The organism is Streptomyces sp. NPDC052064, from assembly GCF_055585925.1.
Genome location: NZ_JBVJJE010000004.1, coordinates 208,805 through 234,297, shown reverse-complemented (window position 1 = coordinate 234,297; position 25,493 = coordinate 208,805). Strand labels below are relative to the sequence as shown.

Sequence of the window (25,493 nt, the reverse complement as noted above, 5' to 3'; positions counted from 1 at the left end):
GGCCGATTTCGATAGTGTGGCTAACTAATGAATTTTGCCAGCTCATTGCACGGCACAATGGAGGAATGTCCACGCCCCTCCAGATCGGTCCGCACGCCGTCCAGCCCCCCGTCGTCCTGGCCCCCATGGCCGGGATCACCAACGCGCCCTTCCGCACGCTCTGCAGGGAGTTCAGTGGTGGCAAGGGCCTGTTCGTCAGCGAGATGATCACCACCAGGGCGCTGGTCGAGCGCAACGAGAAGACGATGCAGCTCATTCACTTCGACGCGAGTGAGCGGCCCCGGTCCATCCAGCTGTACGGTGTGGACCCGGCGACCGTCGGCAAGGCCGTCCGCATGATCGCGGAGGAGGACCTCGCCGACCACATCGACCTGAACTTCGGCTGTCCGGTGCCGAAGGTGACCCGGAAGGGCGGCGGGTCGGCGCTCCCGTACAAGCGGAACCTGCTGCGGGCCATCCTGCGCGAGGCGGTCAGCGGCGCCGGTGACCTGCCCGTGACGATGAAGATGCGCAAGGGCATCGACGACGATCACATCACCTTCCTCGACGCCGGCCGGATCGCCGTCGAGGAGGGCGTCACCGCCATCGCGCTGCACGGCCGCACGGCCGCCCAGCACTACGGCGGCACCGCCGACTGGGACGCCATCGCCCGGCTGAAGGAACACGTGCCGGAGATCCCCGTGCTCGGCAACGGCGACATCTGGTCGGCCGAGGACGCCCTGCGGATGGTGCGGGAGACCGGCTGCGACGGAGTGGTCGTGGGGCGCGGGTGCCTCGGGCGGCCCTGGCTGTTCGCCGACCTGGTGGCGGCCTTCGAGGGCAGGACCGACTTCCGCAGGCCCACCCTGCGCGAGGTCGCCGACGTCATGGTCCGGCACGCCACCCTGCTCGGCGAGTGGATCGGCGACGAGTCACGGGGCGTGATCGACTTCCGCAAGCACGTCGCCTGGTATCTGAAGGGCTTCGCGGTCGGCTCCGAGATGCGCAAGCGGCTCGCGATCACCTCGTCGCTCGAAGAGCTGCGGACCGGTCTCGACGAGCTGGACCTCGACCAGCCCTGGCCCGCCGGCGCCGACGGGCCCCGGGGCCGTACGTCCGGCAACAACCGGGTGGTGCTGCCGGACGGCTGGCTGAAGGACCCGTACGACTGCGCGGGCATCGGCGAGGACGCGGAGCTGGACACCTCCGGCGGCTGATCAGCCTCCCGAGGCGTGCGGTGTGGAGCCGTACGCCTTGAGGAAGCGGTCGCGGAACGCGCTCATCTTCCAGACGGGGGCGTCGCGGTCGGGCTTGAGGCCTTCCGTCCAGTTCCAGTCGGCGACCTTGTCGAGGACCTTCGGGTCCTTCGCGACGATCGACACCGGCACGTCCCGGCTGGCGCGGTTGCCGCTGACCCGGGCCATGGGCTGGTGGTCGCCGAGGAAGACCAGGACGGTGTCGTCGGTGCCGTAGCGCTCCAGCCACTGGGTGAGGCTGGTGACCGAGTACCGGATGGACTTGCCGTACTCCTGCCGGGATCTGGTGGTGTCGGTGATGATGTCGGCGGGCTTCTTGCCGGCCTTCTGGACGGCGTCGAAGACCGAGCCGTCGCCGAGTTCGTCCCAGCCGACCGTCTTCGGAATGGGGGCCCAGGGCTGGTGACTGGAGGTCAGGATGACGAACGACATCAGCGGCTTGTCGCGCTTCTTTCCGTGCACCTGGCGCTGGAACGCCTCCAGCGCGTACTGGTCGGGCATCGTCGACCAGCTGAACTTCGGGCCCCGGTAGCCCAGGTCGAAGGCGTCGTAGAGCTTGTCCAGGCCGTACCACTTCTCCTCCGGCCAGCCCTTCTGCACGCCCGGCATGACGCCCACCGTGTCCCACGCGCCGGTCTTCTGGAACGCCTTGGTGAGGGTGAGGTGGTCGCCCGCGGTGACCGTGCGGTAGCGGCGCTGGTTGTCGATCCACAGGCCGGACATGGTCGTGGAGTGGCCGAGCCAGCTGCTGCCGCCGTAGGTCGCCGAGGTCAGCCAGCCGCTGCGGGCGTGGAAGCCGGCCTTCGCCAGGGCCTCGGTGCTCGTGTCGAGGGTCCGGTCGACGCCGGGTGCCATGATCGGGTCCTCGATCGCGCTGCGGCCGTAGCTCTCGATGAAGGTGAAGATCACGTCCTTGCCGCGCAGGTCCGGCAGCAGTTGGTCGGGCGGAGTGTTGCCGAAGGTGTCCGCCTTCGACTGCCGCACGAACGCCGCCTCGTCCCGCAGCGACTCCACCGTCCGCTGCGCGTGCACCCGCAGGGCCCCGGCCCCGCGCTCGGAAGCGATCGGACCGCCGAACAGCGTCAGGCTCAGGGCGGAGCAGGTGACCCAGACGGTGCCGGCGAGCAGGGCGCCCTTGGTCGCGCGGAGCCGGTGGCGGGCCAGCGCCTCGGCGAGCCGGGTCGTCGCCGCGACCATGACGGCCGCCATGAGCAGGACGAGCACGACCGCGCCGACGGCGGCGGCGGTCGCGACGCCCGCGCCCAGCGTGTCCTCGACGTACGCCTGCGCGTCCGGGAGCAGGTCCCAGTCCAGCGCGGCGTTGAAGCCCCGGCCCAGGTACTCGTTGAACCCCATGTCGAGCAGGTTCACCGTGGTCAGCGCGGTGAGACCGAGCCCGTACAGCACCGCCGCCGCCAGCCGGGGCCGGCGCGGCAGCACCAGCATCACGACGGCCCCGATGACCGCCTCCGCCGGGATCCGCGCGAAGCTGTCCGGCTCGACGGCGGCGAGGGTGTTGGGCAGCAGCAGGGCACCGAGGACCAGAGCGGCGGCGAGGGCGGTGCTGGTCAGGTGGAGGGCGCGGGCGGCTCGGGGGTGACGGGTGCGCCAGGTGCGGAGACGGGTGAGCCGGGATCCGGGGGCGGGAGCCTCGGAAGTTTCCACGTCCTCTGCGACGGCCTGCTCCCACTCGCCACGCCCCGTCTCGGACTCGGCCCCCGAGCTGCCCGGCTGCGATGACTCGCTGAAGCGTGTGAAGACAGGCACCCGGAGGTCCTTCCCGTGCGGAACGCGGTGAGGTGGCGGACCCGCGTGGGGGTACGGGTCCGCCGCAGTTCCGTACGGGGCGTGCGGCAGGTGTGTTCAGCCCGCCGGGCCAGCGCTCGGCAAACTCCGGGCAAACGTTAGGGCCTGTCGTATGTGCCGGCGCTGACCGGCAAGGAAGTCGCCCATCCGCAGGAGGCCGGTGCGGCTACGGCGGGCTGGGCCGCCGGCACCGCCTCGCTACCGGACCCCGGAAGCAATCTCGCTCCACGCTGGCGAGACCAGTGTGGACCGGTTCACCGAGGTGACCTGGCGGCAGGGCAGCCTGGGGCTGGACCACTTCGAAGGCCGCTCCTGGCGCGGCCGGCACCACCACGTCACCCTCGTCACCGCAGTCCGGGCCTTCCTCACCCTCCGGGGGCTGGACCCAAAAGCCCACCACCTGCGGCCGCCCCCTTGCCAGACCCAGAATCAGACGAAGCACTACTGGTGGGGGCTGTAGCTCTGGCCCTTCCGTGCCGGGCGGTCAGGTTCGACGGGCTGACGTGCGGTCAAAGACGTACGGCTGCGGGATCTGTTCGGCGCGCGACGGCCACAGCAGGAACTGAGGGAGCTCGCGCTTCCCAGTTCCTGCCACGCGACGGCCCCGGCGGCTGGCCTCGTCCCCTCACAGCGCACCAGGATGCTCGGCCTGTGGTCCGCGATCGTGGCCACCTCCTCGGGTCTCGGCCCGACCGTCGGCGGCCTCATGGTCAGCGCCTTCGGATGGGAGTCCATCTTCCTGCTCAACCTGCCGATCGGTGCCATCGGCATGGTCATGACCTACCGCTACATCGCTGCGGTGGACAGCCGCGCCACCAAGCTCGCCGTCCCCGGCCACATCATCTGGATCGTCGCCCTGGCCGCCGTGAGCTTCGCTCTGATCGAAGGCCCGCAACTCGGCTGGACGGCCGACCCTGTCCTGGCCGCCTACGCCCTGATGGTCGCCGCCGCCACGCTGTTGACACTCCGCGAACGCCGGGCCGACAACCTGATCATGCCATGGCGGCTGTTCCGCGGCCCCGGATTCTCCGGAGCCAACCTCGTGGGCTTCCTGTTCAACTTCGCCCTCTTCGGCTCGACCGGGGACACCGCCGGCGCCACCGCGATGTTCCAGGCAACCCACCTGCTCCCGAACCGCTTCGGAGGACCGACCTGGACGCTGGCGGCGAGTACCGCTACGGCCTGACCCGCGCGGAAGACGGCTGGCGTATCAGTGCCCTGAGCATGAACATCATCTGGGCCACGACGGCGAACCCGTAGGCCTGGCCGTGGGGTCCTTCGCCTCGGTATCCCTCGACCCGCCCCGCAGTGCTGGCGGACCACCCCGACCGACGCCTGGCCGCACTGGGGGACGGCACATCGTCGGTCACCCACACCCCAGGCATGATCGCCCCGGACAGCCGCTGGGCAGACCGCCGCCGCACCGGCAGCGGATCCCGCGGTGACGGGCTCACGAACTGCTGCGGGGCCTGCATGTGCCCGTCCGGCAGCCGCGCGGCCATCGGCTGGATCCACTGGCGCCAACCGTCCAGCATCAGACCCCCGGAGACAACACTCGCCCCCGCCGCCGAGCCCGCCGCGGCAACGAACTCCGATAACTCCACCCCGGAGCCGTTCCGCTTCCCGCAACCTCATACCTGGGAAGACGCCCACCATCAGGCGCGATCACCCAAGTGACGAAGCAGCGCCAGGCCAACCGGCCCGGAGGGGCCCTTGCAAGCCCCCTCAGACGCCGCCGACCGCCGTGAGCAGCGCCAACGGGGCCGACGCCGACCGGGATTCACGCACGCACGCGTGCGGGTACGGCACCGGCTCGGGGTGGGTGCCACGGCCGTAGCCCGCGAGGACCTCCGGCAGCCGGTTGCCGGTCGCGCTCGCCGCGTCGACCAGGCCGCGGGCGATCGCGCGGGCCTCGTCGTGCAGCCCGTAGCGGGCCAGGCCCAGCGCGATCAGGGCGTTGTCGTGCGGCCAGACCGAGCCGCGGTGGTAGGAGAGCGGGTGGTAGGCGGGCTGGCCGGCGGCCAGGGTGCGTACGCCCCAGCCGGAGAAGAAGTCCGGTTCGAGCAGGCGCCGGCCGACCTGTTCGCCGTACTCCTTGTCCAGCAGACCCGACCACAGCAGATGCCCGGCGTCGGAGGCGAGCGCGTCGACCTGCCGGCCCCGGCCGTCGAGCGCGAGTGCCGGGAAGGAGTGCTCCGGCATCCAGAAGTCCCGCTGGAAACGGTCGCGCAGGTCACCGGCCGTCTGCTCCAGCAGGTCCGCGTACGTCCCGTCCTGCCACACCGTGCGCGCGAGCCACGCCGTGCGGCGCAGCGCGTCGTACGCGTAGCCCTGGGCACCCGCGGCCGTCACCGGGCCGTTGGGGCGGGTGCCTTCGGCGGAGCAGATGGCGCCGGGGGAGTCCTTCCAGTTCTGGTTGGCGAGTCCGCCCCGGTCGGCGCGGTAGGCGAGATAGCCGCGCGAGGTCAGGCCGCCGTGGTCGAGCATCCAGCCGACGGCCGCGCGGGCATGCCGCTCCAGACGGCGGGCCAGGCCGGTGTCGCCGGTCTGCTCCGTGTACGTCCCGAGCAGGACGAGGAACAGGGGCGTGGCGTCGACCGAGCCGTAGTAGCGGCCGTAGGGGACCTGGCCGAAGTGCGCCAGTTCGCCGTGCCGCACCTCGTGCACGATCTTGCCGGGCTGGGCGGCCTCGCTGGCACCGGCGTCCGTGGCCTGGGTCGCGGCGAGCGCGGGCAGGGTGGCGGCGGCCAGCCGCGGCCGGTAGGGCAGTGCGAACAGCGAGGTCAGCAGGGCGTCCCGGCCCAGCAGGGTCAGGAACCAGGGGGCACCGGCGGCCGGGACGCGCAGTTCCTCGCCGTCCGGGCCGGTCGCCGGGACCTGGAGCGCGGCCAGGTCGGCGAGGCCCCGGGCGCAGGCCGCGGACAGCTCCGGCCAGCCGGCCGGGAAGGCCACGCCCTCCGTGAACCGGCTCTCCCGGGCGAGGAGTTGCTCCTGGAGGGCGGCGGGGGAGCGGGGCACGCGCAGGGCGCGCTTGTCGCCGTGCGGGCGGGCCATGACTCGCAGGACCAGTTCGGCCGTGCCGTGCGGTTCGAGGTCCAGGGTCCACACCAGGCGGCGGGCGCCGGTGCCGGTCTCCTCCACGGCGTCCGGCTGGGGCTCGGCCGTCACGGTCGTGACGGACCGCCACTCGCCGCGTCGGTAGGTGAACTCCACGCCGTGCCCGAGGACCTGGCGGGAGCGGACGGCGCCGGCCTTCGTGTAGGTGCGGTGGTCGGAGCGCAGTTCGAACTGGTCGGTGAAGTCGGCGTCGGCGGTGACCGCGAGACGGACCGTCGTCGGCGCCGGGCGGTTGCTGCTGACCCGCAGCGACTCGACGAACGAGGCGTCTCCGACGGCCTGTTCGCGGAAGAGCGTGTACGCGGGCGGCTCGTCGCGGCCGCCGCGCGGGACGAGGACGCAGCGCGCGGTGTCCCCGTCGGCCACGGGCGTCAGTGTGTCGGGCACGGCCCCGTCGACGGTGAGCTGCCACCGGCTCAGGTGCCTCGCGTCCTGTACGAACATTCCGTCCGGGGCGCTGCCGCCCCGGTAGCCGCTGATGTCGCCGCGGTCGCCGACGGCGGCGAACGTCCCGCCGTGCACGAGCAGATGATGCCGGTCCGTCATCCCCGGCCCCCTCCCTTGATCGCCGTGACGCCGCTTCTGTCCCATGCGGGCCGGTCGTGCAGCAGGTCGAGCGTGAGCGCTGCCGTCCAGCCGAAGCCGGTGGCGCCGCAGGCCTGTGCGGTGTACGGGTCCACGTACTCCGCGAAGTCGGAGGCGCCCGCGGTGTGCAGGATCCCCTTGCGCAGGGCGTCGGCCCGGCCGCGCTCGCCGTGCAGCCGCAGCCCGCGCTCCAGCAGCCAGCTGGTGTTGAACCAGGCCGGGCCGCGCCAGTAGCGGTGCGGGTCGAAGGCCTCGCCGAGCAGGTCGTAGCTGGGCACCAGCCGGGTCGTGCCGCCGAGCCCGAAGTGCGGGCCGCTCAGGGTGCGCACCAGGGTGGCCGCGAGGTCTTGCGGCAGGCTCGGCAGCAGCAGCGGGACGAGCCCGGAGACACCGCGCTCGGGGATCAGCTCCCCGGCGCGCACGTCCCGGCACAGGAGCATCCCCGCCGTCGGCTCCCACAGCCGCTCCACCAGGGCGGCGGTGAGGCGCTCGGCGCGGTCCTGCCGGGCCGAGCCCGCCGCGCCCAGCTCGTGGGCGATCCGGGCCAGGGCGTACTCGGAGGAGATGAGCAGGGCGTTGAACGCCGGGTCCTCCACGGCGAAGTCGCCCGGTCCGTCCTGATACCCGCGATCCCGGTAGTCGGCCGCCAGCCGCACGTACCGCCCGTAGTCCAGATCCGTCGGCCGGTCCTCGGGGGAGCCGTGGGCGAGGTCGGCGCGGCGGAAGGAGCGGGCCGGGGCCGGAGTGACCCGGGAGAGCGGGCGGTCCCAGCAGGGGCTGTTGTCCATGCCCTGTTCCCAGGGGTGCACGACGGACACCAGCCCGCCCCCGCCCAGGTCGCGCCGGTGCAGCAGATACCGGTGCCAGGCCGCGAGCCGGGGATACACCCGGGTGAGGAAGCCGCGCGCCCGGGACAGCCCGGGGTCGGCGCGGTGCACCAGCCACGCGGCCAGCGCGTGGACCGGTGGCTGCACGATCCCGGAGGTCTGTACGGTGCGCGGGGCTCCCGCGGTGCTTCCCGCGGTCGAGGAGCGCCAGAAGTCGGGGCTCGGGAAGTACGCGTCGAGCGGGACGGAGGGGTTGAAGACGATGTGCGGGATCCGCCCGTCCGCCCACTGGGCCGCCAGCAGCGTCTCCAGCTCCGTCTGTGCCCGTAACGGCGACACGTGCCTCAGGCCGATCGCGATGAATGCCGAGTCCCACGACCACTGGTGCGGATACAGACCGCGCGAGGGCACCGTGGACGTGCCCGTCCAGCCGGCCTCCAGCACGGCGGCGGCCCTGACGTGCAGGGGTGACGCGGCACTGGACGGATCGTATGCAACGGTTCGTCCCGTGGGACGAGGGGCGCGTTGGGCGGTGCTGTCCACTCGGGGCTCTCCGAAAAGACGTCCGGCCGACCGGTTCGGCTGCGGCTACCGTGGGGTTACGTCTATTTAACACGCAAAACCCACTATGTAATGCAAGCTTGAGAAACACAAGGGGGTGTGCATGACCGGACGGCCCGTCAGAACGGGGCGAGGTGTCGGCCAGGCGAGCGCCGGCGAACTGCTCGAACTGGTGCGCAGTCGCCGCGCCGTGACCCGGGGTGCGCTCCAGCAGGCGACCGGACTGTCCCGGGCCACCGTCGGGCAGCGGCTCGACCGGCTCTTCCGCGCGGGCTGGCTGCGCGAGGGCGCCGGGGGGCCGGTGGACTCCCCGCTGGGCGGGCGCCCCTCCATCACCCTGGAGTTCGACGACGAGCACGCGGTGGTCCTGGCCTCCGACCTCGACACCCGGCACGCGCGGGCGGCCGTGCTGTCGCTGAGCGGCGAGATCCTGGCCGAGCACTCCGGCACCCTCGTCGTCGAGGACGGGCCGGACGCCGTGCTGGGAGAACTCGGCCGCTGGTTCGGCGAGTTGCTGGAGAAGACCGGCCGCGGCGCCGAGTCGGTGTGCGGGGTCGGCCTCGCGGTGCCCGGCCCGGTCGACACCGAGACCGGCCGTGTCGTCCAGCCGCCGATGATGCCCGGCTGGGACGGCTACGACATACGGAGCCGGCTGGCCCGGGCGCTCACCGAGCACACGGGCGCCGCCGAGGTGCCGGTGCTGGTGGACAACGACGCCAACCTCATGGCGTACGGCGAACAGCGCACCGGCTACCCCGACTGCTCCGCCTTCGTGCTGGTCAAGGTCTCCACCGGCATCGGTGCCGGGGTCGTGGTGGACGGCGCGGTGTTCCGGGGCATCGACGGGGGCGCCGGGGACATCGGGCACATCCGGGTGCCGGAGGGCGCCCAGACGCTGTGCCGGTGCGGTTCGTACGGCTGTCTGGCCGCTGTGGCGAGCGGTGGCGCGGTGGCGCGGCGGCTGGTGGAGGCCGGGGTGCCGGCGGCCTCCGGCGCGGACGTGCGGGACCTGCTGGCGTCCGGGCATCCCGAGGCGGTCGGTCTCGCCCGGGAGGCCGGGCGCCGGGTCGGGGACGTGCTTGCGACCGTCGTGACCCTGCTCAACCCCGGGGTGCTGATGATCGCCGGGGATCTGGCCGGAACTCCCTTCCTCACGGGCGTGCGCGAACTGCTCTACCAGCGGGCGCTGCCCCGCTCCACCGCCCACCTGGACGTCGTGACGTCACGGCTCGGCGAGCGGTCCGGGCTGGTCGGGGCCGGGGCGATGGTCGTGGAGCACCTCTACGCCCCCGAGCGGGTCGAGGAGCGGCTGCGCGCGCTCGGGGTATGACGGGGACATTTCGGTCCTGAGACGCGTCCGCATGGTGAAATCCCGTCGGCTGTGGCAGCGTGATTCTCGCCACCCTTGATAAGGGTTCCGCTCAGATGAGCGGATCTTGAGCGGCTGCACTTCTCCAAAGGGTGGCACTGAGTGCCACCCGTTGATCGTTCATCGAGCGAAATCAATCGTGCCGAACCTCGCTCATATGAGCGCCCAGCGGGGTTCAGGAAGGGTTCATGCGTTCAAGAAGTGAAAACGTGCGGCTGTGATCGCTTGCCGACCCTTGACTTTCGATCCGCTGGCGGCCGAGTGGTTACAGGCGTATGACGCGCGAGTGGACGTACCCAGACGCCTTTGATCTGGGTATGTTCCTCGCCGTCAGGGCAGCCACCGCGTCCTCGAGGAGTCGAGACCCGTGTCGGAAAACAAAGATCCCCACGTAGCTGAGCACGGTAAGAGCGTTGAGGGCGTGAAGTTCGTTTACGACTTCACCGAGGGCAACAAGGACCTCAAGGACCTCCTCGGGGGCAAGGGCGCGAACCTCGCCGAGATGACGAATCTGGGTCTTCCGGTCCCGCCCGGCTTCACGATCACCACCGAGGCGTGCAAGGTCTACCTGGACAGCGGCGAGGAGCCGGCGGCACTGCGTGACGAGGTGAGTGCGCACCTCGACGCGCTGGAGCAGCGCATGGGCAAGAAGCTCGGCCAGGCCGACGATCCGCTGCTGGTGTCGGTGCGTTCGGGCGCCAAGTTCTCCATGCCCGGCATGATGGACACCGTCCTCAACATCGGCCTCTCCGACAAGTCGGTGCAGGGCCTGGCCAAGCAGGCCGGTGACGACCGCTTCGCCTGGGACTCCTACCGCCGCCTCATCCAGATGTTCGGCAAGACCGTCCTCGGCGTCGACGGCGAGCTCTTCGAGGACGCGCTGGAGAAGGCCAAGGAGACCAAGAAGGTCACGGTCGACACCGAGCTGGAGGCCGCGGACCTCAAGAAGCTCGTCACCAAGTTCAAGAAGATCGTCAAGACCGAGGCCGGCCGGGACTTCCCGCAGGACCCGCGCGAGCAGATGGACCTCGCCATCCACGCGGTCTTCGACTCCTGGAACACCGACCGGGCCAAGCTCTACCGCCGCCAGGAGCGCATCCCGCACGACCTGGGCACGGCCGTGAACGTCTGCTCCATGGTCTTCGGCAACCTCGGCCCCGACTCCGGTACCGGTGTCGCCTTCACCCGCGACCCCGCCTCCGGCCACCAGGGCGTCTACGGCGACTACCTCCAGAACGCGCAGGGCGAGGACGTGGTCGCGGGCATCCGCAACACCGTCCCGCTCGCGGAGCTGGAGCAGATCGACAAGAAGTCGTACGACCAGCTGATGCAGATCATGGAGACGCTGGAGAACCACTACAAGGATCTCTGCGACATCGAGTTCACCATCGAGCGCGGCGTGCTGTGGATGCTCCAGACCCGCGTCGGAAAGCGCACCGCGGGCGCGGCCTTCCGGATCGCGACCCAGCTGGTGGACCAGGGCCTGATCGACGAGGCCGAGGCGCTCACCCGCGTCAACGGCGCCCAGCTCGCGCAGCTGATGTTCCCGCGCTTCGACGAGAGCGCGAAGGTCGAGACGGTCGGCCGGGGCATCGCGGCATCCCCGGGCGCGGCGGTCGGCAAGGCCGTGTTCGACTCCTACACGGCGGTCAAGTGGTCGCGTTCTGGCGAGAAGGTCATCCTGATCCGCCGCGAGACCAACCCCGACGACCTGGACGGCATGATCGCCGCCGAGGGCATCCTGACCTCGCGCGGCGGCAAGACCTCCCACGCGGCCGTGGTCGCGCGCGGCATGGGCAAGACCTGTGTCTGCGGCGCGGAGGAGCTGGAGGTCGACACCAAGCGCCGCCGGATGACCGTGCCGGGTGGGCACGTCGTCGAGGAGGGCGACGTCGTCTCCATCGACGGCTCGACGGGCAAGGTGTACCTCGGTGAGGTACCGGTCGTGCCGTCCCCGGTCGTGGAGTACTTCGAGGGCCGGATGCACGCCGGTGCCGAGGACGCCGGCGAGCTGGTCGAGGCGGTCCACCGCATCATGGCGTTCGCCGACCGCAAGCGCCGCCTGCGCGTGCGGGCCAACGCGGACAACGCCGAGGACGCGCTGCGCGCCCGCCGCTTCGGCGCCCAGGGCATCGGCCTGTGCCGCACCGAGCACATGTTCCTCGGCGACCGGCGCGAGCTGGTGGAGCGGCTGATCCTGGCCGACACCCAGGCCGAGCGCGAGGAGTCCCTCAAGGAACTGCTGCCGCTCCAGAAGCAGGACTTCGTCCAGCTCTTCGAGTCGATGGACGGCCTCCCGGTCACCGTCCGCCTCCTGGACCCGCCGCTGCACGAGTTCCTGCCCGACATCACCGAACTGTCGGTGCGGGTCGCCCTCGCCGAGTCCCGCCAGGAGCCGCACGAGAACGAACTGCGCCTGCTCCAGGCCGTGCACCGGCTGCACGAGCAGAACCCGATGCTGGGTCTGCGCGGGGTGCGCCTCGGCCTGGTCATCCCGGGCCTGTTCACCATGCAGGTCCGGGCGATCGCCGAGGCGGCCGCCGAGCGCAAGGCCGCCAAGGGCGATCCGCGCGCCGAGATCATGATCCCGCTCGTCGGCACGGTGCAGGAGCTGGAGATCGTGCGCGAGGAGGCCGACAAGGTCATCGCCGAGGTCGAGGCGGCCTCGGGCACGCAGCTCAAGCTGTCCATCGGCACGATGATCGAGCTGCCGCGCGCCGCCCTGACCGCCGGTCAGATCGCCGAGGCGGCCGAGTTCTTCTCCTTCGGCACGAACGACCTGACCCAGACGGTGTGGGGCTTCTCCCGGGACGACGTGGAGGCCAGCTTCTTCACCGCGTACCTGGAGAAGGGCATCTTCGGCGTCTCCCCGTTCGAGACGATCGACAAGGACGGCGTCGGCTCCCTGGTGAAGCTCGCCGCCAAGGCCGGCCGCGAGACCCGCCCGGACCTCAAGCTCGGCGTCTGCGGCGAGCACGGCGGTGACCCGGAGTCGGTCCACTTCTTCCACGAGGCGGGACTCGACTACGTCTCCTGCTCCCCGTTCCGCATCCCGGTGGCCCGCCTGGAGGCGGGCCGGGCGGCGGTGCAGTCGCAGGGCAGCGACCACCGGTAGACCGTGGCCCGCGCGGGACCACCTCACCGTGGCCCGCGCGGGGCCGCTCAGGACCCGGAGCCGTCGGCGGTCCCCGACCCTCACCGATCGCGGCGGCTCCGGAGCACGGGAGAAGGGGCGGCACCTTGTGCGGAGGTGCCGCCTCACTCCATTTCGCCCCCTGTGCCGCGACCTGATCCAAACGACAGGCCCCGGCGGCCAGGCGCGCACGGGTTGCGGGGTGCGGTCACCGGGGCAGCCCTTCCCGCAGGCAGACGACGGTCCCCGTCAGGGCTGCCCTGTGCAGGGCGGCGAGGGCCGGCAGCGGGGGCATGAGCGGGGTGGACTCCAGGTCGGAGAGGACGAACAGGCCGTCCTGGTCGTGCTCGCCGCTGCGCCTGACGGTCTGTCCCGGGGCGAGGCGGCCGCCGTGGAAGAAGAAGTCGATCATCGGGCCCGTGCCCTTCACATCGGCCCGGTGGTCGTAGCCGATGAACCGGGGCTCCCGGTCCAGGACGATGCCGGTCTCCTCGTGCAGCTCCCGGCACGCGGCGCCGAGGGGGTCCTCTCCGTGGTCGAGCATGCCGCCCGGCAGCCCCCAGAGCCCGGCGCCGGGCTGGCCCTCGGCGTAGCGCAGCAGCAGGATCCGGTCCTCGGCGTCGAGGAGCAGCACGCACGCCGCGACGATGGACTGCGGCAGGGTCTTGACCCACTCGTCACGCGGCAGCACGCGCGGTACGTCGGTGGCGGGCACGGTCGTGTCCACGGTGATGTTCCTTCCGTCGGCCGGGCAGCCCGGGACGAGCTGCCCAAACGGTGGAACGGCCGGACGCGCCGATGGTCACCGGCGTACTCGTGTCACGTGTCGCAGGCGACCCCGTCGTTGTCGCGGTCCAAGCGGGAGGCGTAGCCGGGTTCACCCCGGTGGATGGGGGCGGCGCCGGCGGCACGGACGGCGTCGCAGTTGGCGTAGTAGACGTCCGCCGAGCCCCCTGAGCCGCCCGAACTGCCCGAACCACTGTCGTCGGAGCCGCCGCCCGTGGCCGGTCGTGCGGTGACCGTGGTGGTGGCTCTGACGGTCTTGGTGGCGGTGACCGTGGGAGCGGGTTCCGGCTTCTTCGCGAGCGGTGTCGCGGTGGCGGTGGTGGTCGCGGTGACCGTGACGGTCGGCTGCGGCTTCGCGGCCGCCGGCTTCGCGTCGGCCGTCGTGTCGCCGGAGGCGCCGATGCCGACGCCGATGAACCAGGCCAGGCCGAGGGCGGGCAGCACGTAGCGCTTCCGGGCCCAGCGGGGCGCCGGGCGTGCGGGCTGCGGCGCGGGCGGCATGGGATACGGGTTGGCGTGCGGGCCGGTGTACGGATTGGTCATGGTCATCCCCCCAGTGGTGGTGCGTGAGGGGATGACCGTAGGTCCGAGCGGCCCCGGATGAGGGAGAGGTGACCATTTTGTGATGGTCACGTGAAGGAGAGTTGTGCGGCTACGAGCGGAAGGGGCCCTTCACCTCGTAGGTGATGCCGCCCGAGGAGCTGCCGCTGGTGCCGCGCTGGCTGGAGAAGTACAGGCGGGTGCCGTCCGGGGAGAAGGCCGGGCCCGTGATCTCCGAGCCGGACTGGCCGTCGACGCGGAGGAACGGGGCCACCACGTCGGCGGGGGTGATGACGCAGATCTCCATGTTTCCGCCGTCCTCGGCGACGAAGAGGTCGCCGGAGGCGGAGCCGGTGACGTTGTCGACGCCGGTGAGGGGGGCCGTGCCGCTCGTCACCAGGGAGTCGTCGTAGGCGAGTTCGATGGTCTGGGCGGCGGCGTTGTACTGCCAGACGCGGTTGTCGCCCTTCGTGGTGAACCAGCAGGTGTCGTCCGCGTAGTAGCAGCCCTCGCCGCCGTTGAAGTGCTTGGCGCCGGAGACCTGGCCGCGGGTGGCGGTCGCGCCGGAGGGGTCGGGAACCCGGGCCCAGGTGACCGGGCCGCTGGTGCCGCTGCCCGCCACCAGGACCTCCAGCGTGCCGGCGGCCAGGTCGCCCCAGGTCGTCGGGCGGAAGCGGTAGAAGCAGCCGTCCGTCACGTCCTCCGTCAGGTAGATGACCTGGCGGACCGGGTCGGCCGCCGCCGCCTCGTGCTTGAAGCGGCCCATGGCGTCGCGGCGCACCGCCGCCTTCACGCCCCAGGGGTCCGTCTCGTAGACGTAGCCCCGGTCCACCTCCTCGCAGGACAGCCAGGTGTTCCACGGCGTCTTGCCGCCCGCGCAGTTCTGACGGGTGTTGGACAGGATGCGGTACGCGCCGGTGATCGCGCCGGTCGAGGAGAACCTCACCGCGCTCGCGCCGCCCGACGGGTTGATCTCGGAGTTGGAGACATAGATCCAGCCCGTGCCGTCGGCGTAACAGGCGCCGCCGTCCGGGGCGTTGTGCCAGGTGTACGACGTGGTCCCGACCCGCTGGCCCGACCGGGCGATGACCCGGCTGGTGAAGCCGCTGGGGAGCCTGACGCCGTTGGCGTCCGGGGAGCCCAGCGGCCCGTAGGGGCCGGTGCCGGGCTGGGCCGGGGCCGCGTACGCGGCGCCGCGCCACAGGGTTCCGCCGAGGGCGGCCGAAGTGCCGCCGAGGACGGCCGCACGCAGGAGGCTACGACGTTCCACTCTCACTCCAAGAGGTGCCGTACCGCCCTGCCGCCGGTCGACGGCAGGGTTGTGCGTGGGGGGAGGCGGGAGGGACGCTAAACGGGCAGGGTTGACGGGGCATGGACAACTCGTGGCCGTGGGGCGGCAGGCTCACGCGGGCAGCGCCGGGACCTCCCGTCTCCGGCCGCCCCTCGGCCGGTCCGTGCCCGGTCCGTGCCCCTCGGCCGGCGGGCGTACGGACGGCAGCCGGATCACCACGTCCAGGCCGCCCGTCGCCGCCGCGTGCAGGGTCGCCTCGCCGCCACTGGCGTGGGAGAGGCGCTGCACCAGGGCGAGACCGAGTCCCGAGCCGCCCTTGGGAGCGCCCGGGGCGCGCCAGAAACGGTCGAAGGCGCGGGCCCGCTGCTCCTCCGTCATGCCGGGGCCCTCGTCGGTGACGTGCAGGTCGACCCAGCGGGGGCGGCTGTCGCGCAGGGCGCGGCGGGGCGGGGCCGGCGTCCGCAGCTCGATCGTGACGGTGCTGCCGGGCGGGGACGCCCGCAGGGCGTTGGACAGCAGGTTGTCCATGATCTGCTCGACGGCTCCCGGCACCGCGAGCACCGGGCCGACGCTGCCCGCGAAGAGCACGAGGGAGACGTCCGCCCGGGCGAACAGCGGCTGCCAGGTGCGGTGCCGTTCCGCGCAGACCGCGCCCAGGTCGACGGTGGCGGGGATCGCCGCGTGCTCCTCCAGCCGGGCCATGGCCAGCAGGTGCTCGACCATCCGGGCGAGCCGGTCCGTCTCCGTGACGGCGGCGGTGAGGCTGCCCCGGGCCCGGGCGGCGACGTCCGGCTCAAGGTTCTCCAGGCGCAGCCGCAGTGCCGCGAGCGGGGTCTTCAGCTGGTGGGAGGCCTCGCCGGCGAACGCCCGCTGGGAGGCGAGCAGATGGGCGAAGCGGGCCGCGGTGCGGTTGAACGCCGCGGCCAGGCTCCGTACTTCCGGTGGGCCCTTCGTGATCGTCACCGGGGTGAACCGGCCGCCGCCCTCCGCCAGCTCGTGCGTCGCCCGCTCCAGTTCACGGATGGGGCGGCCGGCCCAGCGGGCGAAGGCGAAGCCGACCACGGCCACCGCCGTCAGCACCGCCAGTCCGCCCAGGGCGAGCAGCAGCCACACGTGGTGGACCCGCTCGTGCACCGTCCGCGTGGGCACCGTCAGCCACACGGCACCCACCGGCCGCGCCTCCTGGCCGACCGGCGCGGCCACCGACAGGTACTCGACCCCGCCGATCGTGGAAGTGCGCACATCCACCGTCGAGGTGCCCCGCAGCGCGGCCGCGATGCCCGGCCGGTCGGCCAGGGCGCCGGATACCGAGGTGTCCATCGGGTGCGAGGTGGCGAGCGGCACGCCGGAAGCGCCGACGATCACCACCTTCCCGCCGATGCGCTCCGCGCAGTGCTCCACCCGGGCGGGCAGGTCACGCTCGGCCCGCCCCGCCGCGAGGGACAGCGCGGCGTACGCGGAAACCGACTCGGCCTCCTCCTTCGCCGCGTTGACCACCTGCTCCCGCTCCCCGCGCGAGTAGACGAAGCCCAGCGGGATCTCCAGGCAGAGCAGCACCAGCGCGGCGAGACTGAGGTAGCTGAGCAACAGCCGACGGGTCATGGAGAGGCCACCTGCGGGGCGTTCGGCCCGGTGTGCACCGCCAGCCGGAAGCCCACGCCCCGCAGTGTCCTGATCCACGCCGGGTGCCCCAACTTGCGGCGCAGCGCGGCCACATGGACGTCCAGTGTCTTGGTCGGGCCGTCGTAGTGGGGATCCCAGACCCGGTCGAGGATCTGCTGGCGCGAGTAGACCGCGCCCGGGTCCTCGCTGAGGAGCGCCAGCAGGTCGAACTCCTTGGGGGTGAGCAGCACGGGGGAGTCGCCGACCCAGACCTGGCGGGTACGGCGGTCCACCACGAGCGGGCCCGGGTCGTGCGGGGGATCGGGGGCCGGATCGTACGACGGTGTGGCAGGGGGGTCGTAGGAGAGGGCCGGGGCCGGCTCGTACGTGGGGGAGGGGGCCGGTTCGTAAGGCGGCGGTGGCTCGGGGGTGCCGGGCGCGGCCGGTGTGTTCGGTGTGCCCGGAGTCTCGGGGAACGGCTGCTGGGTGCGCTGCGTGCGGCGGGTCACCGCCCGGACGCGGGCCACCAGTTCCCGCACGCTGAACGGTTTCGCCAGGTAGTCGTCGGCGCCCAGCTCCAGCCCCAGCACGCGGTCGGCCTCCTCGCCGCGGGCACTGAGGATGACGATGGGCACGTCCGAGACCTGCCGGATACCGCGGCAGACGTCGATGCCGTCCATGTCCGGCAGTCCCAGGTCGAGCAGGACGACATCGTTGTACGGGCCTCTCAGCCCGTCCGCGCCGGTGGCGACGTGGTCGACCGTCAGCCCGAAGTGGCCGAGCCCTTCGGTGAGCGGCTCGGCGATCGTCTCGTCGTCTTCGATGAGCAGCACTCGTAGGCCCATACGTCCTGTCTCTCCGTGAAACCGGCATGAATCCGGGCAGCGTGAATTCGCATGGTCCGCCCTGGAGTTCACACGCTACAAGATGACCGTTCGTCTGGGTATCCGGACAAAGAATGTTCAATTCCTGGCCGGGCTCTGGAGTTCGCTTAACCTTCCTCTGTACGTCGTCCGTCTACGGTGGGGCGCATCGAAGGAAATAGCAGCTCAGGAGGCCAAGTTGAAGGCATTGCTGGACCGTGCCCGCACATTCAGGACGCGCGTCGATTTCGACAGCGGCGAATACCGGAAACTGGCCGAAGGGCAATATCCGGAGGCGCTGTTCATCACCTGCTCGGACTCCCGGGTCATACCCGCACTCATCACGGGCGCACGACCCGGTGAGATATTCGAGCTACGTAACGCGGGCAATATCGTGCCGCCCTACGGACGGCCCGGGGCCTCGGGAGAGGCGGCCACCATCGAGTACGCACTGGAAGTGCTCGGGGTTCAGGACATCGTGGTGTGCGGTCACTCACACTGCGGCGCGATGGGCGCGCTGAAGTCCGGCGACGACCTGTCCGCCCTGCCCGGCGTGGACGCCTGGCTCCACATCGCCCGCCCGGAACTGGCCCCCGTGCTGGAGTCCGCACCGGACGACCCGTCGCTGCCGGAGGTGTCCCAGGGCAACGTCGTCAACCAGCTCGCCGCGCTGCGGAGTTACCCGGTGGTGCGACAGCGGCTCGACGCGGGCCGGCTGCGCCTGCACGGCTGGTACTACGAGGTCGACACGGCGTTCGTCTACGAACTCGGTGACGACGGCGCCTTCCGGGTGCATGCCGCGTGAGCGGGGCGCATGCGCGGGGGCGGGTACGGGGTGGCGCCGCGCGGGGTGGCCGGGCGGCCGGTCCGGCGGGAGACGCGGCGGCGGGCTGGGGCACGGCTGGTTCCGACGGGGGCGCTGCGGAGTGGGGCTCGGGCGGTTCCGCGGAGGGCTCGGGCGACTGGGGAGCGGGTGGCTTCGCGGGGGGCTCGGGCGACTTGGGAGCGGGCGGTCGCGGTGAGGGCGCGGCGGGTTGGGGGTCGGCTGGTTCCGACGGGGGTGCTTCGGGCCGGGGGTCGGGCGGTTCTGTCGAGGGCTCGGGGGACTGGGGGCCGGGCGGTCGTGGCGAGGGCGCGGCGGGTTGGGGGTCCGCTGGTTCCGACGGGGGTGCCGCGGAGTGGCTGACGAGCGGTTCCGCGGAGGGTGCGGCGGACTGGGAGTCCGGCGGCTCCGCGCGGAGCTCGGGGGACTGGCAGGCGGGTGGTCCGGTGCGTGGTTCGGCCGAAGCTGCCGGGGGCCGGCCGCCGGGCGGACCGCCGGGCGGTGTGATGGGAGGCCGGTCGGGTGGCCCCGGCGGTGGCCTGGTCGGGGACCGGGCGGGGGGTGCTGTGCGTCGGCGGTCGGGCGGACCGCCGGGCGGTTTCATGGGCGGCCGGTCGGGTGGCCCGGGGGACGGCCTGGCGGGGGACCCGGCGGGAGGTGCTGTGCGTCGGCGGTCGGATGGACCGGCGGGCGGTTTCATGGACAGTCGGGTGGGGGGTGCGAGTCGGCGATCGGCCGGCCCGTACGGCGAACCGGCCGGCGGTTCGGCCGGAGGGGCCGCGGTCGGTGTGCTGGGCGGGCTGATCAGCCGTGTGGCGGGTGGTGCCAAGGGCGGCGGGGGTGGCAAGGCCCGGGCCAAGGCTGACCTCGTCACCGACATCACCGCCTCGCTCGTCGTCTTCCTCGTCGCCCTGCCGCTGTGCATCGGTGTCGCCGTCGCCTCCGGCGTGCCCGCCGAGCTCGGGATCATCTCCGGGGTGATCGGCGGTCTGGTCGTCGGCGCGGCACGCGGCAGCACGCTCCAGGTCAGCGGGCCGGCCGCCGGTCTCGCCGCGCTCGTCGCGGAGACCGTCGCCGAGGTCGGCGTGGCCATGCTCGGCGTGATCGTGCTGTTCGCCGGCCTTCTCCAGATCATCCTGGGACTGGTGCGGCTCGGCCGGATGTTCCAGGCCATCTCCGTCGCCGTCGTCCAGGGCATGCTGGCCGGCATCGGCGTGCCGCTGATGTTCAGCCAGGCCTATCCGATGGCCGACGCCAAGGCCCCCGGCACGGCGATCGAGAACATGGCCGGCATCCCCGGACTGCTGGCCGGGATCCTGACCGACCCGCAGGCGATGATCGCTACGCTGCTCGGCGTCGTCACGATCGTGCTCAGCTTCGTGTGGAAGAAGGTGCCGGGCCCGGCCGGGAAGATCCCGGCCGCGCTGGTCGCCGTGGGCATCGGCATCGTGGTCGCCGCGCTGCCCGGCGTGGACGTGAAGACGCTCCAGGTGGGCAACCTGCTCGCGTCCGTGTCGGTGCCCGGGCCCGAGCAGTTCGCCGGACTCGCGGACGGGGCGATCCTCACCGCCATCCTCACCTTCACGGTCATCGCGTCCGCCGAGAGCCTGTTCACGGCCGCCGCGGTGGACCGTATGCACAGCGGCCCGCGCACCCGCTACAACACCGAGCTGATCGCCCAGGGCGCCGGGAACACCGTCGCCGGCCTCCTCGGCGCGCTCCCGATCACCGCGGTCGTGGCCCGCAGTTCGGCCAACGTCCAGGCGGGGGCCAAGACCCGGCTCTCCCGCACCCTGCACGGCCTGTGGCTGCTCGCCTTCGCGCTGCTGCTGCCGCAGGTGCTCGCGCTGATCCCGATCTCGGTGCTCGCCGGTGTCCTCGTGCACAGCGGCTGGAAGCTGTTCGGGCCCGCCGAGTTCCCGAAGATGTGGCGGCAGGACAAGGGCGAGTTCGCGGTGATGACGCTGACCACACTGGTCATCGTGGTGACCGCGCTGCTCGAGGGCGTACTGATCGGCCTCGCCGCGGGGATCGTGCTGGCCGCGCTGCGGATGTCCCGGACCGCGATCCGCCAGCACGTCGAGGACGACACGGCGAAGGTCGTCATGGCCGGCAACGCGACGTTCCTGCGGCTGCCGAACGTGATCGAGGCGCTGGAGGCCGCCGCCGCGGCCGGGAAGCCGAGGATCCGGCTCGACCTGACCGGCGTGACCCACCTGGACCACGCCTGCCGCAACCAGGTCGAGGAGTTCACCGCCCAGCAGCGGGGGCTGGGGCTGCGGGTGGAGCTGCTGATGCCGGGGGAGGCGGAACCGGCCGGCGACCGGGCCGCTGCACCGCCCGCCGGAGACACCCAGGCACCGCTGCCCAAACGGCCCATCGCGGCGATGGCCGAGGAACCGTGGGGCGAACCCGTGGGAGACCCGGCCCCGCCCTCTCCCTGGCCCACCGCCGACGCCGAGTGGTTCTACCTCGACACCCGGCCCCTCCCGGACGACCAGCGGTCGAGCCCGGTGGGCTGACGGAGCGGCCGGGAGCCGGTGGCCCGGGCCCGCCTCGCCTCCAGGCCTCCTCGTAGGCTGGATCGCGGCCACCGACGGAGGGAGCCTGCCATGCCAGGCTGGAACACACAGGACATCCCGGACCAGAGCGGCCGCGTCGCCGTCGTCACCGGCGCCAACAGCGGGATCGGGTTCGTCACGGCACGGGAACTGGCCCGCAAGGGCGCGCGGGTGGTGCTCGCGTGCCGCAGCGAGGCCCGGGGCGAGGCGGCCGTGGACCGGCTCCGTGCGGAACTGCCCGAGGCCCAGGTGGAGCTGGGGCGGCTCGACCTCGGGGACCTCGCCTCCGTCCGCGAGTTCGCGGCAGGTTTCCCGTACGAGCGACTGGACGTGCTCGTCGACAACGCCGGGGTGATGGCGCTGCCGTACGGGACGACGGTGGACGGCTTCGAGAGCCAGTTCGGGGTCAACCACCTGGGGCACTTCGCCCTCACCGGCCTGCTGCTGCCCGCGCTGCTGGCGGCGCCGGGGGCCCGGGTCGTGGTCGTCTCCAGCGGGATGCACGCCCTCGCCAACATCGACATCAACGACCTCAACAGCGAGCGGCGCTACCGGCGCTGGATCGCCTACGCCCGTTCCAAGACGGCCAACCTGCTGTTCACGCACGAACTGGCGCGCCGGGCCGCGGCGCACGGCACGGACCTGGTGGCGGCCGCGGCCCACCCCGGGTACGCGGCCACCAACCTCCAGACCACCGGACCGCTCGCCGAGGGGCGCCCGGCCGCCGAGCGGCTCGTGCGGATCGCCAACCGGGTCGCCGCCCAGCCGGCCGAGGCGGGCGCGCTGCCGATCCTCTACGCCGCGACAGCACCCGGCGTACGGCCCGACTCCTTCACCGGCCCGCACATCGCCATGTGGCGCGGGGCGCCCGCACCGTCCTGGCGGGCGCCCTGGACCCTCAACGACACGGCGGGGCAGCGGCTGTGGGCCGCGTCCGAGGAGCTCACCGGGGTGACGTACGACGCCCTGAAGGCATGACGCTCACAGGGACACGGCCACCGCGTTGAACGTCGTCTCCGGCGTCTGCGGGCTGGTGAAGCGGGCGTTGACCAGGTAGAGGCGGTTGCCGAAGCGCGCGGCGGTCGCGGGGACGTCGAAGCGCGGGTCGGTGATCGTCCTGCTCAGGGTCGCCGTAGTGGCCTTCTCGTCGAGGTGCCAGACGGTGATCTTGTTCAGGCGATTCTGGACGACGTACAGGGTGCGGCCGAGACGGACCAGGCCGTCGCCGCCTGTCACGTCGGTGCCGCCCTCCAGCGCGATCCTCGTGGCGTGGCCGGTCCCGAGGCCGACGTTGTACAGCTGCCCGGCGTTGACGACGATCAGCCCGCGGCCGTCGGGGGTGGTGACCAGGCCGTTGGCGCTGTTGGTCCCGGCCGGCGCCTGCACCCACTCGCCGGTGAGTTCGAGGGCGCGGGCCTCGCCCGCGCGGCCGCGCGGGACGCCGTGGAGGACCGCGTCGCGGGAGTCGGTGAACCAGGCGCGGTCCCGGTGCAGGACGACGTCGTTGATGAAGGGGGCGGCGTCCTGGGTGAGCCGGTACGTGGTGAGCAGTTCGCCGCTGCGCGAGTCGACGATCCTCGCGGTTCCCCCGGCGCCACCGGCCACGTAGAGCAGGCCGTCACCGTCCAGCTTCAGCCCGATGGACGCGAGACCGGTGGCGCCCTCGTGCAGGACCTCGCCCTTGCCGGTGCGCAGGTCGGTGCGGTAGATGGCCCCGTCGGCGCGGGAGCCCATGTAGGCGTACGGCCCGCTGCCTATGGTGATGCCCTCGGGGAGCCAGCCGTCGGGCAGCGGGAACTCGGTGGGCCAGGCGGTGCCGGGGGCTGCCTGTGCCGTGCCGGTGCCGGCGGTCGCCGCGAGCGCGGCGACGGCCCCGCCGAGCACGGTGCGCCGGGACGGCCGGGGGTGGTTCCGGGTCATGGTCGGGCCTTTCGTGAAGGTGGGGGCGTGACTCGACGCACCCGATGAAACGCCAAGTGGCCCTTGAGGCGCGCCGAGTCGGCGAACTCGACAGGAACTCGACAGCGCGCGTCCCGTGCGGGTCAGTGCACGATGGACACGATCCGGCACACGGCCTCGGCGAGCCGCCGATCGCCCTGGACGCGGGCCCGGGCGAGGGCGGGGCCCGGCTCGATGCCGCGCGTGCACAGCCGCCACGCCGTCTCCGCGTCCAGTTGTACGGCGGAGGCGGGCCGCCCCTGCGGTCCCTCGCCCAGGGACCAGCCGCCCGCCTCGGCCGTCACGGTCCACACTCCCCCTCCCGGCCCGGTGACCGTCACCTCCACCTGGGTACCGCCCGGCGCCTGGGTGTCCCGCAGGGTGTGCGGCAGGGCCCGCATGAAGGTGTCCAGGACGACGGACAGGGCCCGCGGACCGGCGTCGGTGTCCAGCCCGACCGCGTGCCGGATCTGCTGCCGGTGCGTCCAGTACTCGGTGAACTCCCGGGCGCAGTCGAGCCACATGGGCGCCGGGTCGGCCCCGGCCCAGGACACGCCGAGCGACGGCGTGGCCGGGTCCGTGGCGGCGAAGCGGTCCGCCAGTTCGGCACCGGCTCGCTCCAGGGCATCGACGAGTGAGGCGGAGTCGACGTCCCGGTGGCGCTCGACCCACTCCTGGTTGGCGCGGTGGATGAACGCCTCCAGGGTCTCTCCCGGCGCGGGAGCGCCCGGATCGCGGCTGCCGAGGCGGGCGGCGCAGTCACCGAGGACGTGCGCGGTGACGTCGTGGACGGTCCACCCCGGCACGGCGATCCGCGCCCACTCCGCCGGCCCGAGCCCCCTCAGCAGCCCGAGCAGGGCCTCCAGTTCGGGACCGAACAGCGCGCGGGCGTCGATCGGAGGGCCCAACCAGGTGAGCGCGGGCCCGTCGTTCGGCTGCGTGACCATGCGCCCAGCCTGCCAGGAGCACAGGCCGCCCGCGATGCCGTTCCGTGCTCAGGCCGTGGAGCCGCCGTCCACCACCAGGTCCGTGCCCACCACCGATGCCGCGTCGTCGGAGGCCAGGTACAGCACGGCCGCCGCTGTCTCCTCGACCGTGGAGACCCGGCCGAGCGGGACCGCGGTCCGCATACGCTCCGCGCGTTCGGCCTCCGTCTCGCCCGGCTTGAGCGACATGGGCGTGGCGGTGGCGCCGGGCGACACGGCGTTGATGCGGACACCGTCGGCGATGTGGTCCAGGGCGGCGCCGCGGGTGAGGACCGACACGGCCGCCTTGGTGGCGCCGTAGGCGGTGGTGCCGGGGATGCGGCCGTGGACGCCGATCCGGGAGGCGATGTTGACGATGGCGCCGCCGGCGGGCTGGGTGCGCATCTGGCGCACCTCGGCCTGCAGGGCGAGCAGGACACCGGTGACGTTGATGTCGAGCATCCGGCGCCAGGCGTCCTCGGGGACGTCCGCGACGGGCTGCCCGCCGGCCTCCAGGACGCCCGCGTTGTTCACCGCTACATCGAGCGAACCGAAGTGGTCCACGGCGGCGTCGACGAGGGCCTGGACGTCGTCGGCGCGCGTCACGTCGGCGGTGACGGCCAGGGCCTTGCCGCCTGCCGCCTCGACCAGGGCCTTCGTCTCGTCCAGGGGTTCGCGACGGCGCCCGGCTACGACGACGTTCGCGCCCTCCGCGGCGAACGCGAGCGCGATCCCGCGTCCGATGCCGGATCCGCCGCCGGTGACGAGTGCGGTCCTGCCGGTGAAACGGTGGGTCATGATCTCCCCTATTCTTGACTGATCGGTTCAGTATGAGGGCGTGAAAAAGGCGCCCTCGCGGGCGCCCGGTTCTCAGTCGAGCAGTGCCAGGGCCTGTTCCGCCGCATCCCGGACCCGGGCCGGGTCCGCCGACGCCTTGCCGACGACCCGCAGTCCCTGCATCAGGACGAGCAGCATCCGGGCCAGAGCGCGCGGATCGCGGCCCTCGTCCGGTTCGCCCTGTGCCTGCGCCCGGAGCAGGGCCGAGTGCAGCAGGGTCTCCAGCTGGCCCCAGCTGTGCTCCACGCGGCGGCACGCGGCCGTGTCGTGCGGGGCCGGCTCGGTGGCTGTGTTGGCGACGAAGCAGCCGGTCAGGCGGCGTTCGTCGGCCGCGGACTCGGCGGCGAAACGGCGCACCACCGCCCGTACGGCGGGCAGGGCCGGCCCCGGCCGGGACAGCTCCCGCAGCAGTTGCGGGTCACAGGTCTGCCGGTAGCGGTCCAACGCCTTCAGGTACAGCTCGTGCTTGTTGCCGAAGGTCGCGTAGATGCTGGCGCGCCCGATGCCGAGGTGCTCGATGAGGTCGGACATCGACGTCGCCTCGTAGCCGCGCCGCCAGAACAGCTCAAGAGCTGCCTGCAGCGCGGCGTCCGGATCGAACTCCTTGGTCCTGGCCACGCAACGGAGCCTAGGATTTTCTGGAACGACCGGTCA

Annotated in this window: 19 protein-coding genes and 2 pseudogenes; 8 read left to right on the top strand and 13 right to left on the bottom strand. The window is 72.4% G+C overall.

All coding sequences use genetic code 11. The features are described from left to right. Positions 1 to 65: 65 nt before the first annotated feature. Entirely contained in the window at positions 66 to 1,196 is a 1,131-nt protein-coding gene (gene dusB, locus ACZ6TU_RS12265; RefSeq protein WP_467668695.1) for a tRNA dihydrouridine synthase DusB, read from the top strand. Here dusB and ACZ6TU_RS12260 read toward each other — a convergent pair whose 3' ends face one another. Then, a complete protein-coding gene (locus tag ACZ6TU_RS12260) occupies positions 1,197 to 3,002 on the bottom strand; it encodes a sulfatase-like hydrolase/transferase (protein ID WP_467668697.1) in 1,806 nt (601 codons plus the stop codon). 319 nt (positions 3,003 to 3,321) lie between these two features. On the opposite strand from ACZ6TU_RS12260, the pseudogene ACZ6TU_RS12255 reads away from it, so the two are divergent. Together ACZ6TU_RS12255 and ACZ6TU_RS12250 are read left to right on the top strand one after the other, a co-directional pair. Then, positions 3,322 to 3,501, top strand: a pseudogene (locus ACZ6TU_RS12255) (IS701 family transposase); the annotation flags it as partial. Between the two features lie 63 nt (positions 3,502 to 3,564). Beyond that, entirely contained in the window at positions 3,565 to 4,227 is a 663-nt protein-coding gene (locus ACZ6TU_RS12250) for an MFS transporter (protein ID WP_469548445.1), read from the top strand. Positions 4,228 to 4,340: 113 nt separating this feature from the next. Here the strand turns inward: ACZ6TU_RS12250 and ACZ6TU_RS12245 are convergent. From ACZ6TU_RS12245 to ACZ6TU_RS12235, 3 genes and pseudogenes are all read right to left on the bottom strand, one after another. After that, positions 4,341 to 4,676 (bottom strand): annotated as a pseudogene (locus tag ACZ6TU_RS12245) (transposase); the annotation flags it as partial. Between the two features lie 90 nt (positions 4,677 to 4,766). Continuing rightward, positions 4,767 to 6,704: an amylo-alpha-1,6-glucosidase gene (locus ACZ6TU_RS12240; RefSeq protein ID WP_469548028.1), complete on the bottom strand. Its 1,938-nt coding sequence runs from the start codon at positions 6,702 to 6,704 to the stop codon at positions 4,767 to 4,769. Beyond that, the gene (locus ACZ6TU_RS12235; protein ID WP_469548026.1) at positions 6,701 to 8,113 is read right to left on the bottom strand and encodes an MGH1-like glycoside hydrolase domain-containing protein; all 1,413 of its coding nucleotides are present in this window, start codon (positions 8,111 to 8,113) and stop codon (positions 6,701 to 6,703) included. The genes ACZ6TU_RS12240 and ACZ6TU_RS12235 overlap by 4 nt, the downstream gene beginning before the upstream one ends. 121 nt (positions 8,114 to 8,234) lie before the next feature. On the opposite strand from ACZ6TU_RS12235, the gene ACZ6TU_RS12230 reads away from it, so the two are divergent. Further along, positions 8,235 to 9,461 (top strand): ROK family protein, encoded by a 1,227-nt coding sequence (locus ACZ6TU_RS12230; RefSeq protein ID WP_467668705.1) that lies wholly within the window; start codon positions 8,235 to 8,237, stop codon positions 9,459 to 9,461. A 406-nt stretch (positions 9,462 to 9,867) separates the two neighbouring features. After that, on the top strand, positions 9,868 to 12,615 hold the full coding sequence (gene ppdK, locus ACZ6TU_RS12225) for a pyruvate, phosphate dikinase (protein WP_469548024.1): 2,748 nt from the start codon (positions 9,868 to 9,870) through the stop codon (positions 12,613 to 12,615). A 226-nt stretch (positions 12,616 to 12,841) separates the two neighbouring features. On the opposite strand, the gene ACZ6TU_RS12220 is transcribed toward ppdK, so the two are convergent. The 5 genes from ACZ6TU_RS12220 to ACZ6TU_RS12200 form a co-directional block, all read right to left on the bottom strand. After that, positions 12,842 to 13,360, bottom strand: coding sequence for an NUDIX hydrolase (locus tag ACZ6TU_RS12220; protein WP_467668709.1), 519 nt, complete (start codon positions 13,358 to 13,360; stop codon positions 12,842 to 12,844). Positions 13,361 to 13,452: 92 nt separating this feature from the next. Beyond that, a complete protein-coding gene (locus ACZ6TU_RS12215) occupies positions 13,453 to 13,962 on the bottom strand; it encodes an excalibur calcium-binding domain-containing protein (RefSeq protein ID WP_469548022.1) in 510 nt (169 codons plus the stop codon). A 109-nt stretch (positions 13,963 to 14,071) separates the two neighbouring features. Beyond that, positions 14,072 to 15,229 carry an alkaline phosphatase PhoX gene (locus ACZ6TU_RS12210; protein ID WP_467668713.1) on the bottom strand — a complete coding sequence of 386 codons (1,158 nt, stop codon included), beginning with the start codon at positions 15,227 to 15,229 and terminating at the stop codon, positions 14,072 to 14,074. A 132-nt stretch (positions 15,230 to 15,361) separates the two neighbouring features. Then, a complete protein-coding gene (locus ACZ6TU_RS12205; RefSeq protein ID WP_469548019.1) occupies positions 15,362 to 16,852 on the bottom strand; it encodes a sensor histidine kinase in 1,491 nt (496 codons plus the stop codon). Beyond that, a complete protein-coding gene (locus tag ACZ6TU_RS12200) occupies positions 16,849 to 17,697 on the bottom strand; it encodes a response regulator transcription factor (RefSeq protein WP_467668717.1) in 849 nt (282 codons plus the stop codon). Before ACZ6TU_RS12200 ends, ACZ6TU_RS12205 begins: the two co-directional genes overlap by 4 nt. Before the next feature lie 217 nt (positions 17,698 to 17,914). Here ACZ6TU_RS12200 and ACZ6TU_RS12195 point away from each other — a divergent pair, with 217 nt between their 5' ends. The 3 genes from ACZ6TU_RS12195 (at position 17,915) to ACZ6TU_RS12185 (ending at position 22,077) form a co-directional block, all read left to right on the top strand. Further along, positions 17,915 to 18,520, top strand: a complete 606-nt coding sequence (locus tag ACZ6TU_RS12195) for a carbonic anhydrase (RefSeq protein WP_467669098.1) — start codon at positions 17,915 to 17,917, stop codon at positions 18,518 to 18,520. A 716-nt stretch (positions 18,521 to 19,236) separates the two neighbouring features. After that, complete coding sequence (locus ACZ6TU_RS12190; RefSeq protein ID WP_467668719.1) at positions 19,237 to 21,060, top strand: SulP family inorganic anion transporter; 1,824 nt, start codon at positions 19,237 to 19,239, stop codon at positions 21,058 to 21,060. Positions 21,061 to 21,150: 90 nt separating this feature from the next. Next, positions 21,151 to 22,077 carry an oxidoreductase gene (locus ACZ6TU_RS12185; protein ID WP_467668721.1) on the top strand — a complete coding sequence of 309 codons (927 nt, stop codon included), beginning with the start codon at positions 21,151 to 21,153 and terminating at the stop codon, positions 22,075 to 22,077. 3 nt (positions 22,078 to 22,080) lie between these two features. On the opposite strand, the gene ACZ6TU_RS12180 is transcribed toward ACZ6TU_RS12185, so the two are convergent. From ACZ6TU_RS12180 to ACZ6TU_RS12165, 4 genes are all read right to left on the bottom strand, one after another. Next, entirely contained in the window at positions 22,081 to 23,019 is a 939-nt protein-coding gene (locus tag ACZ6TU_RS12180; protein ID WP_469548016.1) for an SMP-30/gluconolactonase/LRE family protein, read from the bottom strand. Positions 23,020 to 23,141: 122 nt separating this feature from the next. Then, positions 23,142 to 23,984, bottom strand: coding sequence for a maleylpyruvate isomerase family mycothiol-dependent enzyme (locus tag ACZ6TU_RS12175; protein ID WP_469548014.1), 843 nt, complete (start codon positions 23,982 to 23,984; stop codon positions 23,142 to 23,144). A 48-nt stretch (positions 23,985 to 24,032) separates the two neighbouring features. Next, positions 24,033 to 24,800, bottom strand: a complete 768-nt coding sequence (locus ACZ6TU_RS12170) for an SDR family NAD(P)-dependent oxidoreductase (RefSeq protein WP_467668727.1) — start codon at positions 24,798 to 24,800, stop codon at positions 24,033 to 24,035. Between the two features lie 72 nt (positions 24,801 to 24,872). Beyond that, the gene (locus tag ACZ6TU_RS12165; RefSeq protein ID WP_469548012.1) at positions 24,873 to 25,457 is read right to left on the bottom strand and encodes a TetR/AcrR family transcriptional regulator; all 585 of its coding nucleotides are present in this window, start codon (positions 25,455 to 25,457) and stop codon (positions 24,873 to 24,875) included. Positions 25,458 to 25,493 lie beyond the last annotated feature (36 nt).

Coding starts and splice junctions, on each gene's coding strand:
- dusB (WP_467668695.1), top strand. CDS start 66: ATGTCCACGCCCCTCCAGATCGGTCCGCACGCCGTCCAGCCCCCCGTC.
- ACZ6TU_RS12240 (WP_469548028.1), bottom strand. CDS start 6,704: ATGACGGACCGGCATCATCTGCTCGTGCACGGCGGGACGTTCGCCGCC.
- ACZ6TU_RS12230 (WP_467668705.1), top strand. CDS start 8,235: ATGACCGGACGGCCCGTCAGAACGGGGCGAGGTGTCGGCCAGGCGAGC.
- ACZ6TU_RS12215 (WP_469548022.1), bottom strand. CDS start 13,962: ATGACCAATCCGTACACCGGCCCGCACGCCAACCCGTATCCCATGCCG.
- ACZ6TU_RS12205 (WP_469548019.1), bottom strand. CDS start 16,852: ATGACCCGTCGGCTGTTGCTCAGCTACCTCAGTCTCGCCGCGCTGGTG.
- ACZ6TU_RS12200 (WP_467668717.1), bottom strand. CDS start 17,697: ATGGGCCTACGAGTGCTGCTCATCGAAGACGACGAGACGATCGCCGAG.
- ACZ6TU_RS12190 (WP_467668719.1), top strand. CDS start 19,237: ATGGACAGTCGGGTGGGGGGTGCGAGTCGGCGATCGGCCGGCCCGTAC.
- ACZ6TU_RS12185 (WP_467668721.1), top strand. CDS start 21,151: ATGCCAGGCTGGAACACACAGGACATCCCGGACCAGAGCGGCCGCGTC.
- ACZ6TU_RS12180 (WP_469548016.1), bottom strand. CDS start 23,019: ATGACCCGGAACCACCCCCGGCCGTCCCGGCGCACCGTGCTCGGCGGG.
- ACZ6TU_RS12175 (WP_469548014.1), bottom strand. CDS start 23,984: ATGGTCACGCAGCCGAACGACGGGCCCGCGCTCACCTGGTTGGGCCCT.
- ACZ6TU_RS12170 (WP_467668727.1), bottom strand. CDS start 24,800: ATGACCCACCGTTTCACCGGCAGGACCGCACTCGTCACCGGCGGCGGA.